A 15,404-nucleotide genomic window follows, 5' to 3' on the forward strand; every position below is an offset into this window, starting at 1 on the left:
CGGTCTCCTGCGGCGTGCGCCTCAATCCGGCCGACACCGCGCCGATATCCCCAGGACGGCCCCACCCCGGGGCCCGCTGCCGACCTGCACCGATGTCCTGCCGATTTCCCCGCGCCGTCCTGTCCCTGCTGTGCCTGGTGTTGGCCGCGCCGGCCATCGCCTCGCCGGACGCCACGCTGGCTGAGCTGCCGCTGGAAGCCCTGCTGGACCTGCCGGTCAGCGGGGCGTCGCGCCTGGGCACCCGCCGCAGCGACAGCCCGGCCTCGGTCACCGTGATCGACCGCCAGCAGATCGAGGCTCTGGGCCTGCGCCGCCTGTCCGACGTGCTGCGTCTGGTGCGGGGCATCGACATCAGCAGCGACGGCAGCTACAGCTACGCCGCGGTGCGCGGCATGTCCTCGGCGGGCGACTACAACACCCGGGTCCTGCTGCTGATCGATGGCAACCGGGTCAACGACAACGTCTTCGACCAGGCCATGCTTGGCACCGAATTCGTGCTCGATCTGTCGCAGGTCGAGCGCGTCGAGTTCATCGCCGGCCCGGGCTCGGCGGTGTACGGCGCCAATGCGCTGTTCGGCGTCATCAACGTCGTCACGCGCGCGTCGGGTGCCTCGGGCGTGCGCGGCGGCCTGCGCCTGTCCCATGGCGCCGCGGTGGACACCTGGGTGAGCCTGGACACGGCGCTGGCAGGTGGTCACCTGGCGCTGGGCGCCTCATTGCAGCATGACCGCGGCGAGGCGGTCCAGGAGGCCTGGTTCGGTACCGGCCAGGCCGAGGGCACGGCCCGCCTGGCGCGCCAGAGCTGGTCGGCCCGCTGGGAGACCACGGGCTGGCGCATGAACCTGATGTCATCCCGCCGCAGCCAGGGCACCCCGGCGGGGCCGGACATCGTGTTCGGCGACACGCGGGCGCGCTTTGTCGACAGCACCTTGCTGGTCGATGTCGAGCGCCGGCTGGTGCTGGACGAGCGCCTGGATGGCCTGGTGCGCGCCTTCGCCGGCCGCTACCGCTTCCTGGGCGACTACCCGATCGACTACCCGCCGGTGACGCTGAACCGCGACTACGCGGACGGCGACTGGTGGGGCCTCGAAGGGCGGCTGCTGTGGTCGCCCACCGCCAGCCACCGCGTGGTCGTGGGGGCGGAGCTGCAGCGGCAGCAGCGGCAATGGCAGTACAACGCGGATGTCCAACCGGCGCCGCTGCTGTACCTGGACGACCTGCAGCGCGGCTGGCGCTGGGGCGTCTATGTCGACGACCAGTGGTCGCCGGCCGACGACTGGACGCTGCATGCCGGCGTGCGCCTGGACCGTGAGCTGGGCCGGGCACACACCAGTCCGCGCCTGGCGCTGGTCTGGCGCGCGGCCCCTGAATGGACCTGGCGCTGGCAGCATGGCCGCGCATTCCGCGAGCCCAATGCCTACGAGCGCCGCTACCACGGCGACGGGCCGGGCAGCTGGCAGCTCAACCCTGCGCTGCATGGCGAACAGGTGCGCGCCGACGAGATCGGCATCGACTGGTCGCGCGGAGCCTGGCGCGCCGCGGCGGCGGCCTATCGCAACCAGGCCGACGGCCTGACGGTGCTGCACTACGACCCGGCCACCGAACGCTACCAGGTGCGCAACCTGGGCGCGCTCGGCACCCAGGGGATCGAGGCCGAGGTCGAGGCGCTGTCGGGGGCCGACCGCTACCGCCTGCAGCTGGGCCTGAACCGGACCCTGCGCTCCACGCAGTGGCCGGGCGCGTTGACCTACCCGCAGCGCCTGCTGGGCGCCCAGGCCCAGTGGCAGCTGGGCGAACGCAGCCTGCTGGCGGTCGATGCGCTGGCGCGTTCGCGGCGCGGCGACGCCGCCGGCCACCTCCTGCTCCATGCGCGCCTGTCGCTGCGCAGCGAAGACCGCCAGTGGCAGCTCGCGCTGGGCGTGCGCAATCTGGCCAACCGCCGCTGGTACGACCCGGGGCCGGACGCTGTGCGCCAGCCGCTGGTGCGCGGCGAAGCCCGCCAGTTCTGGCTGGAGTGGTCCTGGGAGCCGTCGCGATGAGGCGGATGCGCTGGCTGCTGTGCATGGCCGGGCTCGGCTGGGCGCTCTGCCCGGCGGGGGCCGCTCCGCCGTCGCCGGTCGACGAGTGGCCGTTGAAGGCCGCGATCGCCTACAACCTGCTGCTGTTCACGCAGTGGCCTGACGAGGACCGCTGGCCCGCGGGCGCGCCGCTGGTCTGGTGCGTCGATCCGGGCAGCCCCTGGTGGCCGGCGCTGCAGGGCCTGCAGGAGCGCCCGGTGCGGCACGCCCGCGTGGCGGTGCGCGCGGTGAGCCGGTCCGCGGACACCGCCGCCTGTCAGGTGGTCCAGCTCGATGCCGGTCTGCGCCCGGCAAGCCGCCAAGGTGCCCAACTGCTGATTGCCGACGGCCGAGACGCGACCGGCCCCTGGGCGGTGCGGCTGGCGGTGCACGGTGATCGGGTGGTGTTCGACATCGACCTGACCGGCCTGCGCGCCGGCGGCCTGCAGATCAGCTCGAAGGCCTTGCGTCTGGCCCGGGAGGTGCGCGAATGAGCCATCCGAGGGATGCCGACGGCGCCGCCTGCCCCCTGGGCGCGTCGCCGCCCGCGCCACGCGAGTCTGCGCACACCCCGCCCGCGCCGGGTTCGCTGGCGGCCCGGCTGACGCGCCTGTCGATGTGGGCCGCTGCGCTGGCCCTGCTGGTGACCGGCGCCGCCCTGAACCTGGCGACCTACCTGATGGGCCGCGAGGCGCTGCTGCGCCAGTCGGCCGAGCAGGCCCGGCTGGTGGCCGCGCAGCTCGGCGCGGCGGTCGCGTTCAACGACCGCCCGGCGATGGGCGAGTCCTTGCAGAGCCTGGAGGGGGTGCCATCGATCACCCACGCCACGCTGCAGGGCGCCGGTGGCCTGCTGCTGGGTCGTTACGACCGGGTTGGCGAGGTCAGCGTGCGTGCAGCCGGCGGATGGGGGGCCGAGCCCTGGGTCGAGCGGCTGCGCGTGGCCGCGCCGGTGCTGCTGGACGGACGCGAGCTGGCCCACCTGGAACTGGAGGTCGACACCGCCAGCCTGCTGGAGCGCGGCCTGGTGTTCGGCGGCCTGACGATGGCCGTGGGCGCGGTGGCGCTGACCATGGCCTGGCTGTTTGCGGTGGGCGTGCGGCGCGACATCGACCGTGTCGAGCGTCGGCTGGACGACCTGGCGCACCGCGACCCGGTCACCGGACTGTTCAATCGCCATGCGGCGACCAGCCATCTGCAGGACCTGGTCCGCACCGGGGACCGGCCGCAGCGGCCCTTCTCGCTGATCTCGATCGACCTGGACGACTTCAAGCTGATCAACGACACGCTCGGCCATGCAGCGGGCGATGCGGTGCTCACCCGGGTGGCGGCGCGGCTGCAGCGCGGCCTGCGGCCCGGCGGGCAGGCCTACCGCTTCGGCGGCGACGAGTTCGTCGTGATCTGCCCTTGCGAGCAAGGCCTGGAGCAGCCCGCGATGTACCACCGCCTGGTGCTGGACGCGCTGGCGATCGAGCCGCTGGCCGAAGCCCCGGACATGCAGCTGGGCGCCAGCGTCGGCGTGGCCCGCTTCCCGCGCGATGCGGGCGACGTGGCCGGGCTGCTGCAGGCGGCCGACATCGCGATGTACGCCGCCAAGCAGCGCGGCAAGAACCAGCTGGTGATCTTCGAGCCGGCGCTGCGCGAGCGCACCGAGCAATGGATGCAGATCGCCAACGACCTGCGCGGTGCGCTGCGCCGCAACGAGTTGCGCCTGCAGTTCCAGCCCATCGTCGATCTGCAGACCGGCCGCACCATCGGCGCCGAGGCCCTGGTGCGCTGGCAGCACCCGCTGCGCGGCTGGATGCTGCCCGGCGACTTCGTGCCGGTGGCCGAACGCTCGGGCCTGATCGCCGAGCTCGGCGGTTGGGTGCTGAGCGCCGCCGCCTGCCAGTGGGTGGCCTGGCGCCAGGCCGGCCTGGGCTGGTTGAACCTGGCGGTCAACGTGTCGCCGCAGCAGTTGCGCCGCGGCCTGCTGACCCAGCAGTTCGACCAGGCCATCGCCGCCAGCGGCGCCGACCCGCACCACCTGACGGTGGAGCTGACCGAGCACAGCCTGGTCGAGACGGCCGATGGCCAGATCAGTCTGCTCGAAGCCCTGCAGCAGCGCGGCGTGCAGGTGGCCATCGACGACTTCGGCACCGGCCTGTCCTCGCTGTCCTACCTGAAGCGCCTGCCAGTGAACAAGCTGAAGATCGACCGCTCCTTTGTGGCCGGGATGCAGGTCCATGAAGGGGATGCGGCGATCGTCGGTGCCACCGTGGCGATGGCCGGGGCCTTCGGGCTGCAGGTGGTGGCCGAGGGCATCGAAACCGAAGGTCAGCGCCGCGAACTGGCGGCGCTGGGTTGCCACCAGGGGCAGGGCTACCTGTTCAGCCGGCCGCTGTCAGCCGCCGATTTCGAAGAACGGGTGCGCCAGGAACTGACGACGGCGGCGGCCGAGACCGTGCTGTGAGCGGCGGCGGGCGGCTCAGCGCGCGCACTGGCCGCGCGCCGCCGCCACCGCCAGCGCCGGCAGGCTCAGCAAGCCCATGCCGCTGCCGGCGAACTCGCCCTTCAGGCAGTCGCCGTGCTGGGCGGCCTTGACGTCGTTGGCCAGTGCGGTGTCGGTGCGCTGGATGTCGGTGTCCGTCGCCCGTGCGGCGCGCTCGCTGAGCAGCGGCTGGCTGCCCAGCTGGCGCAGCGCCTGGCGGCTGGCCGCCGAATCCAGCAGCCGGGTGCGGGGCGCCGAGGCGGCCGACGCAGGCGGCTCCACCGGCACAGGCGCGCTGGGCGCCTCGACGAGGCGCAGTTGCGCTTCCTGGGGGGCGGCCGTGCGCGCAGGCAGCGTCGGCGCTGCCGGGCGGGTGCTCGGCGGCGGCGCAGCGGGGGGCACGCGCCGCGCGGGGACCGGCGGCGGCTGGGTCAGCGGTGGCAGCGTGATCCACTGCAGCGCGGGTTGCGCCACGGCGCTGGGGGCCGGGCGCCGCATCAGGGTGTGCAAGGCCCCGAACAGCAGCAGGTGGAGCAGCAGCACCAGGGTGGCCGTGCGCCAGTCAGTGCGGCTCATCGGGCTCCCAGCGCAACAGGTCGCCCGGCTGGCAGTCCAGGGCCCGGCAGATCGCTTCCAGTGTGTCGAAGCGCACGCCGCGGACCTTGCCGGACTTCAGCAGCGAGATGTTCTGCTCGGTGATGCCCACCAACTCGGCCAGCTCGCGCGAGCGCATCTTGCGCCGCGCCAGCATCACGTCCAGGTGAACGACGATGGGCATCAGACGAAGGCCTCGATCTCCTGGGCCTGGCGCGCCGCCTCGGTCATCACCCGTCCCAGCGCGACGAAGACCAGCGCGCTCATCAGCAGCGCGTAGTCGTTGCTGCCCAGCATCACCGCCACCAGGCGCTGGCCCGGCGGGTTGTCCCAGGAGGCGGCCACCGAGGCCAGCGTGGTGCTCAGCGGCTGGGCCGCGGCCAGCACCGTCATCGCCCAGCCGAAGCGGCGCAGGCTGGCCAGCGGCAGGGGGCCGAACACGTCGCCATGGCGGTAGGCGCCGAACAGCGTCCAGAGCTGCCACAGCGCGCTCAGGGCCGCGGCCACCGGCAGCACGGTCACCAGCGCCAGGCGCCAGCGCACGGCAGGCGTGATGCCGCCCTGGGCCATGTCCAGCAGGTGCCCGCCGAACAGGCCTTGCATGGGTTCCAGCGAGGAGCCGCTGCCCAGCGCAATCCAGGGCGGCAAGGCCACCAGGCCCAGGGCGCCCAGCAGCGCCAGCGCACGCACCGCCCGCGCCAGCCCGCGCAGACGGCGGGCCAGTTCGGGGCGGGGCAGGGGGGAAGGGGTATCCATGTCCATGAAATTAATGTAAAACGATAAAACATGAACGTCAAACAATCATTTCTCCGCGGCTGTTCGGTGCTGGCGCTGGCGGCGTTGCTGGCCGGTTGCAGCAAGATCCCGCTGTCCAGCCTGTGGGCGCTGCGCGGCCTGCAGTTCGCCGACGTAGATGCCGCCGCGCTGCGCGCGTTGCTGTGGCTGCCCGAGGGCGTGGACCTGGCCGGTGGCGCGCTGACGGTGCGGGTCAAGGTCGAGCGGGGCAACGGCCGCCCCGACAAGCGCGAAATGGATCTGCACCTGACGCCGCTGTCCGGGGCCGCGGCCACCCACGGCCTGAGCGCGCCGCGTGCGGGCGGTCGCTGGCTGGCGCTGGGGCTGCCGGCCGACGAGCAGCAGCGCCTGGCCGAGTTGCGCCGCGAGATGCAGGCCTGGCGCGACGCCGATGGTCCCGACGCCAAGCGCACGCTGGGCCTGGGCGCCGAGCTGAACGCCTGCAGCCGCGCCAGAACGCCGCCGCCGCCCGCCGAGGTGGCGGTGGACGCCTGGTTGCGCTGGAAGCCGGGGCAGAGCGATCTGCGTCTGCTGGACGGTGCCACGCTGGCTGACCTGCAGCCCGACGGCGCACCGCCCGCCCTGCCGCGCTGCTGAGCCGCCGCGCCACCGGGTGTGCACGGATGCGGCACACTCAGGGGCTGACGACGGACCTGGACCCCTCCCCATGAAGCATGTTTCCCTCGGCCTGAGCGATCTGCAGGTCACCCCGATCTGCCTGGGCACGATGACCTTCGGCGAACAGGTCGGCACCGACCTGGCCCATGACATCCTGGACCGCGCCCTGGCGCGCGGCATCAACTTCCTCGACACCGCCGAGATGTACTCGGTGCCGCCCAGGCGCGAGACCTTCGGCGCCACCGAGACCATCCTCGGCCAGTGGTTCGCCAAGCGTCCCGAAGTGCGCCGCCAGGTGGTGCTGGCCACCAAGGTGGCCGGACCGAGCCGCAACATGGACTGGATTCGTGGCGGCGCCCGCGACCTCAGGCCCGAGCACATCGTCCAGGCCTGCGAGGACAGCCTGCGCCGCCTGCAGACGGATGTGATCGACCTCTACCAGATCCACTGGCCCAACCGCAATGCGCCGGCCTTCGGCGCGCTGTACTACGACCCGTCCAAGGACGCCGAGCAGACCTCGATCGAGGCCCAGCTGCGGGCGATGGAGACGCTGGTGAAGGCCGGCAAGGTCCGCCATGTGGGCCTGTCCAACGAGACGCCCTGGGGCCTGATGGCCTTCCTGCGCGAGGCCGAGCGCCACGGCCTGCCGCGCGTGCAGACGGTGCAGAACCCCTATGCGCTGACCAACCGCGTGGTCGACAACGGTCTGGACGAGGTGATGAAGAAGGAATCGGTGGGCCTGCTGGCCTACTCGCCGCTGGCCTTTGGGGGCCTGACCGGCAAGTACGACGGCCCCGGCTTCGACCCGGCGCAGCCCGAGCTGGGCCGCATCGCCCGCTTCGAGAGCATGCGCAAGCAGCGCTGGGCCCGGCCCGAGGCCCTGACCGCGGCGCGCCGCTACAACGCGCTGGCGCGCGAGCACGGCCTGAGCCCGGCCCAGATGGCGCTGGCCTTCTGCTACCGCAACTGGCGGGTGGCCTCCACCATCATCGGCGTGACCAGCGTCGCCCAGCTCGATGCATGCCTGGACGCCTGGAGCGTGAGCCTCTCGCCCGAACTGCTGGCCGCGATCGACCAGATCCGCTGGGAGATGCGCGACCCCGCACAGTGACATGGCGAAGAAGGACAGGCACGTCAGCGAGACGCCGGCCACGCAGTGGCTCAAGGCGCAGGGCATCGCCTACACCGAGCATGCCTACGACTACGTCGACCACGGCGGCACCGCCGAGTCGGCCAGGCAACTCGGCTGGGACGAGCACGCGGTGGTCAAGACGTTGGTGATGCAGGACGACAAGGCCGAGCCGCTGATCATCCTGATGCACGGCGACCGCCAGGTCAGCACCAAGAACCTGGCGCGCGAGATCGGCGTCAAGAGCGTCGAGCCCTGCAAGCCCGAGGTGGCGCAGCGCCACAGCGGCTACCTGGTGGGGGGCACCTCGCCCTTCGGCACGCGCAAGGCGATGCGCGTGTTCGTGGAGGCCGGTGTGCTGGCGCTGCCGCGCATCCTGATCAATGGCGGCCGCCGGGGCTACCTGGTGGGCATCGAGCCCGCGGTGCTGAGCGGCCCGCTGGGCGCGCGGGCCGTGCACTGCGCGTTGTGATTCAGCGCTTGCCGAACATCACCCCGATGGCCTTGCCGATCTGCTCGCGGTTGCCGCCCAGCGCGCTGGCCAGCGTGGCCTGAGGCCCCTCGACAGCGATCCCCGCGGCGGCCAGGTCGGCCTGCAACTGCTCGACTGGCCGGCCCGTCAGAGGCGCCAGCTGCGCCAGCGGGGCCTGGGTGATCGCGCGGATCGCCAGTTGCGGCGGCGAGCCGCCGCCTTCGCTGGCGCCAGGCGGCGGTGCAAAGCTGCCGGCCAGCACCAGCACGCTGACCGCCATGATGGCGCGGCCGGTGCCGCTGTTCAGGAAGTAGCGCTTGAAGCCCAGCCAGTTGGCAGCGGCGTGGGCGGCCACGCCGGCCACCATCAGCCAGCCCAGCCATTCATGGGCGGTCTTGTTCAGGCCGCTGTCGAGGTGAAAGAACATCAGGACGCCGGTGACGGCCATCAGGGCGAAGCTGCCGATGGTCAGCGGCGTGGCCCATTCGCGGGAGATCTTCATGGTGTGCAGGGGACGTGAGCGGAGATCGGGTTCAGGATAGCCAGCGCATGTGAAGGCTCTGTAGCGCGACTCTGAGCCAGGTCAAATGGGCGCGCGTTCAGGCCAGGGTGTCGTGGAAGTCGGCAGCGCCGCGCTTCCAGTAGGCGGCCACGCGCATCGCGGCCACCGGCAGGCCTGCGGCCTGCAAGCTGTCACGGGCGCGGGCCATCAGCGCGGCTTCGCCGGCGCACCACACGAAGCCCTCGTCGGCGGCGGGCAGGGCCCGGGGCAGGGCGGCCAGCCAGTCCTCGGCCTGGCGGCAGTGATGAACCTCGACGGGTGCTGCGGTCGCCGGCAGGGCCAGCTCGGCGGCATCGTCGACCAGCGCGATCACCCGCACCGATGCGCCCGCTGGGGCCTCGGCCAGTGCGCGGCGGATGGCCGGCAGCGCGCAGGCGTCGCCGGCCAGCACCAGCGCCAGGTCCGGATCGATCACCATCGAGCCGCGCGGCCCGCCCACCTTCAGCCACTGACCCGGCTGGGCCTGCCGCGCCCAGGTGGTGGCGGGGCCATGGCCGTGCAGCGCGAACTCGATCGTCAGCTCGCGGCGGGCCGCATCAAAGGCCTGGGGCGTGTAGTCGCGGCGGGCCTCGCCGCCCGCGCCGTCGGGCACGAACAGCTTGACGTGGTCGTCAAAGGACAGGGACAGGAAGTCGGCGAGGTCCTCGCCGCCCAGCACCACCCGCGCCAAGGCCGGGTGGGGGTGTTCCACGCGCAGCACCTGCAGCGTGCGCAGCTTCAGTTCATGGCGGACACGCCGCACGCGGCGTTCCTGGAGGCTGTGTTCCATTCGGGGTCTTGTTGGTTGATAATGTCATCCATCATGCCGAACAAAGTTGATAGTGTCAACCAAAAGCCCGAGGACCCGGTGGCGGGCGTCGTCGAGGCTCTGCACGCGGTGGTGCACCGCCTGCGCGCCGCCGCCGCGGCGGAGCCGCTGGACGACGGCCTGGCACCGATGGAAGGCCGGGCCTTGGGCTTCTTCCTGCGTCACCCCGGCGCCACCGCCTCGCAGCTGGTCGAGCACAGTGGCCGCGACAAGGCCCAGGTGGCGCGACTGGTGGCGGCGCTGCGCGAGCGCGGGTTGCTGGAGGCGCGCACCGACGAGCATGATCGCCGCGTTTCCCGGCTTCACCCCACCGCTGCAGCGGCGCGTCTGCATCAGCGGGTGATGCAGGTGCGCGGCCGCAGCGCGGCGCAGGCCTTTTCGGTGTTGGACGCGGCCGAACTGCAGCAGTTGCGCAGTTTGCTGGAGCGCATCGCGGCGGGTATGCGGGCCGGCGCTGGCTGAGTGCCCGGCGGGGTAGACCGTCAGCGATCCAACAGTTCGACGACGCGGGTGTGATTGCCTTCGCGGGCCAGATCCAATGCGGTCTTGCCGTTCTTTGCCTTCAGCGACGGCGTGGCCTGGGCATCCAGCAGCACTGCCACTACCTCGACATGACCTCGCGCTGCTGCCGCCATCAGCGCGGTCATGCCCACGCCATCGCCGGGCACCAGGTCGACGTTGGCGCCGGCCGCCACCAGTTGCCGCACGATGTCCAGCTCCCCATAGCTGCTGGCAAACATCAGCGCTGTGCGGCCGAGGTGGTTCTGGCGATTGGGGTCGGCGCCTGCGGCAATGAGCATGGCCACGATCTCGCCGTGACGTTCTGCGGCTGCGATCATCAGCGGCGTCCAACCGGCCACGTTGGTCCAGTTCCGGTCGGCGCCGTCCTTCAACAGGGTGGCCACGCGGTCCGAATGACCGACATAGGCCGCATCAAACAGGGATCGACCGCCGGGAGACACCATCGCGCCGCTGCCCAAGCCGTACCTGGACAAGGCCAGTTGGCAGGCATCCGCCGTCGGGGCCTCGGTGCAACTGCGTGCCGCGTGCTCGCACAGGTAGCGAGCCGCGGTGTCCACCGCAGTGCGGTCCGGCAGTCGTGGATCGACACCCAGGCGCGGCAGCAGTGCGCTGCGCTCGACGTCCAGGCATCGCGACAGCAGCACCTCGGAAGCCGGCATGCCTGCCGAGTCGGCGACCGCGCTGAACGTCGCCGAAGCCATGAGCGGCACCACAAGGGCGCTGGACAGGCGGGCTCGGTAGCTCATGAACATTCCTGGGCCGCGACCGGTGACCATTGATCTGGGCAGATTGCATCGCGCGGCGAGCCGGCCAGTCTTGCGTTGCCTCAATGGTCGGTGTCCTCGATGGCGCAGCATGGAATCAGCCGGCGACGCCAACACCGGAAAGCGAGGTGACGATGGGTTCTCTCCGAAGGAGCGCAGTCTGGCTGCGCGCGCTGCTGCTGGCACCCTGGCTGCTGGTGGCTACGGCATCACAGGGTGGTGTCGTCGAGGACGCGTCGGCCCTGCAACTGGCCGGCAATCCCGGCGCCGCGATGGCCCTGCTGCGCCCCGCCGCAGAGGCGGGTGACGCCGCGGCCCAGGTGCTGCTGGGCAGTGCCTATGCCTACGCCTGGGCGGGTCAGCGCGACCCGGCCGAGGCCTATCGCTGGTATCGGCGCGCCGCTGAATCCGGTGATGTGGAGGGCGCCTACAACACGGCCGTGCTGCTGGCCGCGGGCGACGGCGTTTCGGCGGACGCCGCGGCCGCGGTGGACTGGTACCGCCGTGCCGCGGAGCAGGGTCACCGCAGCGCGGCGTACAACCTGGGCCTGCTGTACGAGGAGGGTCGCGGTACGGCCGTCGATCTGGCTCAGGCCTTGCAATGGATCCGGCGAGCGGCGGAGGCAGGACATGCGGCGGCGATGGACCGCATCGGTCTGTCCTACCTGCGGGGCGAGGCCCGACAGCCAAGAGATGCAGTGCAAGGCCGGGCCTGGGTTCAGCGCGCTGCGGCGGCGGGTCATGCCCAGGCGCAGTTTCGCCTGGCCCTCATGCTGATCCAGGGTGTGGGGGGCTCCGTTGACGAACATGAGGCCATGCTGTGGCTGCAGCGAGCGGCGGAGGGCGGCCTGCCCGCGGCGATGGGTGAACTGGGTGGTCGATACCTGGGTGGGAAGGGCCTCCCACAGGACCTGACCGCGGCGGCGCGTTGGCTGACCGCAGGGGCAGAGCGCGACCATCCCCGCGCGCAGGCCATGCTGGGCCTGATGGCGGCAGACGGCGTGGGTGTGCCGAAGGATCCGGTGCAGAGCGCTGTCTGGCTGTCGCTGGCCAGCCGGCATGACGATGATCTGGCGCCGATGCGTGACCGCCAACTCGGGCAGCTCGATGCGACCCAGCGTGCCGAAGTCCAGCGTCGCCTGCAGGCCTGGCAACCGGTGCCATTGTCGAAGCCCATCGGCCAGCGGTGAGCGAGGGCCGGGCAGGCACCCGCCCGCTCCCGCCTCAGCCAGGCAAGGGGGTGCCGGGCTGCAAGCCGTGAGCGGCCAGCATGTCCACCACCTCGGCCACCTGCCGCCTGCCCAGGTGCGGCAGGGCCAGCAGCTGTCGCTCGTCCAGCGCGGCCAGGGCGCCCAGCTGTTCGATGCCTGCCCGGCGCAGCGCCAGCTCGCAGCGCAGCGACAGCCCCAGGGCGTCCAGCGGCCAAGCCAGTGAGCCGCGCAGGCGCGGGCGCTCCGGCGGCGGTGGCGGCGGCGCGGCGGCCTCGGGCGCGAAGGACACGCAGACTGCACGCAGCTGGCGGGCCACACGGGCCAAGGTGGCGCGCGGATCGGTGCCGGCGTCAGCGTCCACCTGCAGCGTCAGCCGCTCGCCCTGGCCGGACCGCCCCGCAGGCGCCGGGCGTACCCGCGGCAGCACCGCCCGCACCCCGGGCTGCTGACGCAGATGCGCGGCCATCCAGCCGCCCAGCGTCAGGCCCAGCCCGCTGGCCACGACAGCCTCGGTGGTCACCGAACCGCGCTGGGCTTCGAGTCTCCCGAGCGGCCCGTTCATGAGCGGGCCCCCGCGGCAGCCCGGCCGATCGCCTGCCGGGCGCATTGGTGGCTCTGGTCGAGCAGCGCCTGCACCTGTTCCAGGCTGGGCAGCGCCGGTCCCATGTCCACCACCCGGCCATCGCGCAGCACCTGCCGGCCACCGCCCATCAGGTACTCGCCGCCTTCGAACACGTCGTAGCCCGGCAGATCCCGCCGCGTGGGCGGGTGGGCCTGGTTGGGGCAGGCGGCGTAGCCGGGGAACCGGCTGAGGCGCGCCTGCAGCATCAGGGCGCCGCTCTCCAGCGACACCAGGTCCGCGCGACGTTCCCGGTTGAAGGCATGTCGGCCGCCGAAGGGCTCGTGGCTGACCGGCAGGCCCAGCCGGCGGCGGTGGAAGTTCTGCCAGTCGCGCCGTGCCTGCTGGGCCTGCGGGCAGTCGCGCTGGGCGCAGGTCAGGCGCATCAGCAGCGCGGGCTGGACGCGGATGCCATCACACAGCCAGGTCTCGCGGCGACGTCCGGCCGGGTCGATGCGCATGGCGATGCTCACCGCATGGGCCTGGGCCCCGGTGTCGACTGTGCCTTCCACGGTGTGGCGGGTGCCCGGCGCCGCACCGGGCGGCACCGCGGCCTCGATCAGCTGAATCAGTTCCGAGATGTGCATGCATTGCTCCTGCTGGCGACCCCACAAAGACAATCGCACCGCGCCTGCCGCCGGCAAGGGCCGGCCACAGGCGTCAGGTGCGATCGGTGGTGATGATCCGCCGCAGCGGGTCGGGCCGCAAGCGAACAACCGGGCGGCGCGTTCGGGAACCCCTTGACAGCCGCGCGGGCTGCTCAGCGGCGCGCGGACGACACGTCGTCAAAGAAACGCCAGATCGCCTCGTTGGCATCCAGCGCGGTGGACGCCGCCGGCTTGCCACGCCGCACCTGCTCGGCCCCGGGCCAGGAGTGTCCACCGGTGTCGGTGACGCACAGCCGCACCCGGCTGCCACCGGCACAGTCGCGGTGCTCCTCGCAGTAAGCGCCCGGCCGCTCCAGGATGCGTTGGGGTGCGCCGCTGCAGCGATCGCGCTGCACCCAGCGGGCAATGGTGTCGGGCACCGAGACGAAGTCCATCACCTGGGCGCGATCGCGGAAGGCTTCCGCCCCGGCGCCGCCGTTGAACAGTACGTGGGTGTCGTCACGCGCATGGATGTGCAGCACCGACACCGGCCGCGACGGTGTGCACTGCCGCGTGGCATCGGTGCCGGCCACCGCGGCCACGGCGCGGAAAAGGTCGGCCGCGTCGCAGGCCAGGCGGTGCGCCAGCATGCCGCCGTTGGACATGCCGGTGGCGAAGATGCGCGTGGGGTCGATTGTGATGCGCTCGCGCACCGACGCCACCACGGCGCGGATGAAGCCCACGTCGTCGCTGCCGCGGTCGCGGGCGGCGCCGCAGCAGCCGCCGGCGTTCCAGGTGGCGAAGCGCCCGCCCGGCAGGCGGCTGAAGCCGTTCGGGTAGGCCACCACGAAGCCGCTGCGGTCGGCCTGGCGGCTCAGGCCGTAACGCTCGTCGTCGGCCATGAAGGCCGCATGACCGCCGCCGCCGTGCAGCGCCAGCACCAGCGGGACCGGCAGGCCGGCGGGCAGGCCCGGCGGGACATGCACGACCAGTTCACGCGACTGGCCGGCCCAGTCCAGGCGCCAGTGGTGGGTGCCGGCGGCCAGGTCAGCGGCGTGCGCCGGCAGACCGAGCAGGGCACACAGGAGCAGCAGCAGGCGAAGGCGCAGCGTCATGCGGCGATTGTGCGCCGCTGTGCGGTCCCGGGGTCCTCAGGGCTTGGCTTCGGCGGCGGCCTTGGCCAGCTCGGCGTTGAAGGCGCGCACGCCGTTCATCACGCCCTGGGTGTAGGCCTCGCGGTCGATGGTCAGCTTGTACTGGCCACTGCTGGCGCTGATCGATCCCGTGCCGGTCAGGGCACCCAGCAGGCCGCTGAGGGCATTGGCGGTCTGCGGCGTGGTGTCGGCCACCTTGGTCACGGTGCCCGCCTTCTCGGTGACGTTGATCACCTGCTGCTTGGTGGCCACGCCCGGGATGCCGCGCATCATGCGCGACTTGGGCTGGCCCATCCAGTGCGCGTTGGCCACCCACAGGTTCATGCCCTCGGCCACGTTGGCCTCGGCCGAGATGCTCTTGTAGCCGGCACTGGTGCCCGTCCACGCCTGCGGGGCGTGAATGGTGTAGGTCGGGATGATCAGCGTGGCATCGGTGAAGCGGTTCTTGCCGCCTTGCTGGAACTCGGCGAACCAGCCGCCGCCCAGGCCCTTCTTGAAGAACTGCTCGTCGCTGGGCGTGGCGATGACGTAGTTGTTGCCACCCTCGGAGACGGTGGGCAGGCCCATCGGGCCGGTGCTGGTGTCGCGGGCCAGGCCGCGCACCATGTCGCGGTCCTTGATGTCGGCCCAGGTCAGCACGGTGTAGCCCGCGGCGCGCAGGCGCGTCACGGCGTCGTCGTAGGCGGCCTGGGCGAGCTGCTGCGCGAAGGCCTTGTCCAGGCCCTCGACCTGGTAGCTGGCCGACGCCTTGGCGCTGTTGTTGCCGCCGCTGAACAGGCCCGACTGCTTGGTGGCCGCCACCCGGCCATCGACCAGCAGCGTCAGGTAGACCGTAGGGATGACGACGGTCTTGTTGGAGTCGAGCAGGTCTTCCGGATTCACCACATTGACCTGAATGGGCAGTGTGGACGCATCGGTCTGGCCGGCGCTCCACATGGGCCACGCGGCCAGGGCGGCCAGACAGATCAGACGACGGCTGGGGGGCATGGTGTGACTCCTCTGCGAGCGGCGGGTGTATCGGTGTACGCCGCTTCTGGGGGCCAGG

At 72.0% G+C, this 15,404-nt stretch carries 18 protein-coding genes; 8 read left to right on the forward strand and 10 right to left on the reverse strand.

The annotated features are described in order from the left end of the window. Positions 1-92 precede the first annotated feature (92 nt). Genes KAK03_RS17000 through KAK03_RS17010 form a run of 3 tightly spaced genes read left to right on the forward strand, consistent with a single transcriptional unit; the run spans position 93 to position 4,506 of the window. Positions 93-2,039, forward strand: a complete 1,947-nt coding sequence (locus tag KAK03_RS17000) for a TonB-dependent receptor plug domain-containing protein (protein WP_210855544.1) — start codon at positions 93-95, stop codon at positions 2,037-2,039. Further along, a complete protein-coding gene (locus tag KAK03_RS17005) occupies positions 2,036-2,551 on the forward strand; it encodes a YfiR family protein (protein ID WP_210855546.1) in 516 nt (171 codons plus the stop codon). The genes KAK03_RS17000 and KAK03_RS17005 overlap by 4 nt, the downstream gene beginning before the upstream one ends. Beyond that, a complete protein-coding gene (locus KAK03_RS17010) occupies positions 2,548-4,506 on the forward strand; it encodes a putative bifunctional diguanylate cyclase/phosphodiesterase (protein ID WP_210855548.1) in 1,959 nt (652 codons plus the stop codon). Before KAK03_RS17005 ends, KAK03_RS17010 begins: the two co-directional genes overlap by 4 nt. 15 nt (positions 4,507-4,521) lie before the next feature. Here the strand turns inward: KAK03_RS17010 and KAK03_RS17015 are convergent, their stop codons facing one another. From KAK03_RS17015 to KAK03_RS17025, 3 genes are read right to left on the reverse strand one after another with little or no spacing between them, the layout of a single operon-like run. After that, entirely contained in the window at positions 4,522-5,100 is a 579-nt protein-coding gene (locus KAK03_RS17015; RefSeq protein ID WP_210855550.1) for a hypothetical protein, read from the reverse strand. Beyond that, entirely contained in the window at positions 5,087-5,302 is a 216-nt protein-coding gene (locus KAK03_RS17020) for a helix-turn-helix domain-containing protein (RefSeq protein ID WP_210855552.1), read from the reverse strand. Before KAK03_RS17020 ends, KAK03_RS17015 begins: the two co-directional genes overlap by 14 nt. Then, complete coding sequence (locus KAK03_RS17025; protein WP_210855553.1) at positions 5,302-5,880, reverse strand: DUF2975 domain-containing protein; 579 nt, start codon at positions 5,878-5,880, stop codon at positions 5,302-5,304. The genes KAK03_RS17020 and KAK03_RS17025 overlap by 1 nt, the downstream gene beginning before the upstream one ends. Before the next feature lie 24 nt (positions 5,881-5,904). Between KAK03_RS17025 and KAK03_RS17030 the strand changes: the two genes are divergently transcribed. The 3 genes from KAK03_RS17030 to KAK03_RS17040 all read left to right on the forward strand — a co-directional run bounded on the left by KAK03_RS17030 (position 5,905) and on the right by KAK03_RS17040 (position 8,132). Beyond that, the gene (locus KAK03_RS17030) at positions 5,905-6,510 is read left to right on the forward strand and encodes a hypothetical protein (protein WP_210855555.1); all 606 of its coding nucleotides are present in this window, start codon (positions 5,905-5,907) and stop codon (positions 6,508-6,510) included. Between the two features lie 70 nt (positions 6,511-6,580). Next, on the forward strand, positions 6,581-7,642 hold the full coding sequence (locus tag KAK03_RS17035) for an aldo/keto reductase (protein WP_210855557.1): 1,062 nt from the start codon (positions 6,581-6,583) through the stop codon (positions 7,640-7,642). Position 7,643: 1 nt separating this feature from the next. Further along, positions 7,644-8,132 (forward strand): aminoacyl-tRNA deacylase, encoded by a 489-nt coding sequence (locus tag KAK03_RS17040; protein ID WP_210855559.1) that lies wholly within the window; start codon positions 7,644-7,646, stop codon positions 8,130-8,132. A gap of 1 nt (position 8,133) precedes the next feature. Here the strand turns inward: KAK03_RS17040 and KAK03_RS17045 are convergent, their stop codons facing one another. Both KAK03_RS17045 and KAK03_RS17050 read right to left on the reverse strand, forming a co-directional pair. Next, complete coding sequence (locus KAK03_RS17045; protein WP_210855561.1) at positions 8,134-8,634, reverse strand: DUF4405 domain-containing protein; 501 nt, start codon at positions 8,632-8,634, stop codon at positions 8,134-8,136. A 97-nt stretch (positions 8,635-8,731) separates the two neighbouring features. Beyond that, entirely contained in the window at positions 8,732-9,463 is a 732-nt protein-coding gene (locus tag KAK03_RS17050; protein WP_210855563.1) for a siderophore-interacting protein, read from the reverse strand. A 33-nt stretch (positions 9,464-9,496) separates the two neighbouring features. On the opposite strand from KAK03_RS17050, the gene KAK03_RS17055 reads away from it, so the two are divergent. Then, positions 9,497-9,964: a MarR family winged helix-turn-helix transcriptional regulator gene (locus tag KAK03_RS17055; protein ID WP_210855565.1), complete on the forward strand. Its 468-nt coding sequence runs from the start codon at positions 9,497-9,499 to the stop codon at positions 9,962-9,964. A gap of 20 nt (positions 9,965-9,984) precedes the next feature. On the opposite strand, the gene KAK03_RS17060 is transcribed toward KAK03_RS17055, so the two are convergent. Then, complete coding sequence (locus KAK03_RS17060; RefSeq protein WP_210855567.1) at positions 9,985-10,770, reverse strand: ankyrin repeat domain-containing protein; 786 nt, start codon at positions 10,768-10,770, stop codon at positions 9,985-9,987. An 83-nt stretch (positions 10,771-10,853) separates the two neighbouring features. Between KAK03_RS17060 and KAK03_RS17065 the strand changes: the two genes are divergently transcribed. Then, the gene (locus tag KAK03_RS17065; RefSeq protein ID WP_210855570.1) at positions 10,854-11,978 is read left to right on the forward strand and encodes a tetratricopeptide repeat protein; all 1,125 of its coding nucleotides are present in this window, start codon (positions 10,854-10,856) and stop codon (positions 11,976-11,978) included. Between the two features lie 34 nt (positions 11,979-12,012). On the opposite strand, the gene KAK03_RS17070 is transcribed toward KAK03_RS17065, so the two are convergent. From KAK03_RS17070 to KAK03_RS17085, 4 genes are all read right to left on the reverse strand, one after another. Next, a complete protein-coding gene (locus KAK03_RS17070) occupies positions 12,013-12,561 on the reverse strand; it encodes a DNA-directed RNA polymerase subunit alpha C-terminal domain-containing protein (RefSeq protein WP_210855571.1) in 549 nt (182 codons plus the stop codon). Beyond that, complete coding sequence (locus tag KAK03_RS17075; protein WP_210855573.1) at positions 12,558-13,205, reverse strand: hypothetical protein; 648 nt, start codon at positions 13,203-13,205, stop codon at positions 12,558-12,560. Before KAK03_RS17075 ends, KAK03_RS17070 begins: the two co-directional genes overlap by 4 nt. Before the next feature lie 173 nt (positions 13,206-13,378). Continuing rightward, complete coding sequence (locus KAK03_RS17080) at positions 13,379-14,320, reverse strand: extracellular catalytic domain type 1 short-chain-length polyhydroxyalkanoate depolymerase (protein ID WP_210855576.1); 942 nt, start codon at positions 14,318-14,320, stop codon at positions 13,379-13,381. Positions 14,321-14,356: 36 nt separating this feature from the next. Continuing rightward, positions 14,357-15,346, reverse strand: a complete 990-nt coding sequence (locus KAK03_RS17085; protein WP_210855578.1) for a hypothetical protein — start codon at positions 15,344-15,346, stop codon at positions 14,357-14,359. Between the last annotated feature and the right edge of the window lie 58 nt (positions 15,347-15,404).

Source organism: Ideonella alba (assembly GCF_018069845.1).
Classification (GTDB): Bacteria; Pseudomonadota; Gammaproteobacteria; order Burkholderiales; family Burkholderiaceae_C; genus Ideonella; species Ideonella alba.

Excerpts from the sequence above, each read along its gene's own strand:
- KAK03_RS17060 (WP_210855567.1), bottom strand. The coding sequence starts at position 10,770 with ATGAGCTACCGAGCCCGCCTGTCCAGCGCCCTTGTGGTGCCGCTCATG.
- KAK03_RS17045 (WP_210855561.1), bottom strand. The coding sequence starts at position 8,634 with ATGAAGATCTCCCGCGAATGGGCCACGCCGCTGACCATCGGCAGCTTC.
- KAK03_RS17025 (WP_210855553.1), bottom strand. The coding sequence starts at position 5,880 with ATGGACATGGATACCCCTTCCCCCCTGCCCCGCCCCGAACTGGCCCGC.
- KAK03_RS17020 (WP_210855552.1), bottom strand. The coding sequence starts at position 5,302 with ATGCCCATCGTCGTTCACCTGGACGTGATGCTGGCGCGGCGCAAGATG.
- KAK03_RS17055 (WP_210855565.1), top strand. The coding sequence starts at position 9,497 with ATGCCGAACAAAGTTGATAGTGTCAACCAAAAGCCCGAGGACCCGGTG.
- KAK03_RS17030 (WP_210855555.1), top strand. The coding sequence starts at position 5,905 with ATGAACGTCAAACAATCATTTCTCCGCGGCTGTTCGGTGCTGGCGCTG.
- KAK03_RS17005 (WP_210855546.1), top strand. The coding sequence starts at position 2,036 with ATGAGGCGGATGCGCTGGCTGCTGTGCATGGCCGGGCTCGGCTGGGCG.
- KAK03_RS17050 (WP_210855563.1), bottom strand. The coding sequence starts at position 9,463 with ATGGAACACAGCCTCCAGGAACGCCGCGTGCGGCGTGTCCGCCATGAA.
- KAK03_RS17085 (WP_210855578.1), bottom strand. The coding sequence starts at position 15,346 with ATGCCCCCCAGCCGTCGTCTGATCTGTCTGGCCGCCCTGGCCGCGTGG.
- KAK03_RS17015 (WP_210855550.1), bottom strand. The coding sequence starts at position 5,100 with ATGAGCCGCACTGACTGGCGCACGGCCACCCTGGTGCTGCTGCTCCAC.
- KAK03_RS17065 (WP_210855570.1), top strand. The coding sequence starts at position 10,854 with ATGGTCGGTGTCCTCGATGGCGCAGCATGGAATCAGCCGGCGACGCCA.
- KAK03_RS17000 (WP_210855544.1), top strand. The coding sequence starts at position 93 with ATGTCCTGCCGATTTCCCCGCGCCGTCCTGTCCCTGCTGTGCCTGGTG.
- KAK03_RS17070 (WP_210855571.1), bottom strand. The coding sequence starts at position 12,561 with ATGAACGGGCCGCTCGGGAGACTCGAAGCCCAGCGCGGTTCGGTGACC.
- KAK03_RS17080 (WP_210855576.1), bottom strand. The coding sequence starts at position 14,320 with ATGACGCTGCGCCTTCGCCTGCTGCTGCTCCTGTGTGCCCTGCTCGGT.
- KAK03_RS17040 (WP_210855559.1), top strand. The coding sequence starts at position 7,644 with ATGGCGAAGAAGGACAGGCACGTCAGCGAGACGCCGGCCACGCAGTGG.
- KAK03_RS17035 (WP_210855557.1), top strand. The coding sequence starts at position 6,581 with ATGAAGCATGTTTCCCTCGGCCTGAGCGATCTGCAGGTCACCCCGATC.
- KAK03_RS17010 (WP_210855548.1), top strand. The coding sequence starts at position 2,548 with ATGAGCCATCCGAGGGATGCCGACGGCGCCGCCTGCCCCCTGGGCGCG.
- KAK03_RS17075 (WP_210855573.1), bottom strand. The coding sequence starts at position 13,205 with ATGCACATCTCGGAACTGATTCAGCTGATCGAGGCCGCGGTGCCGCCC.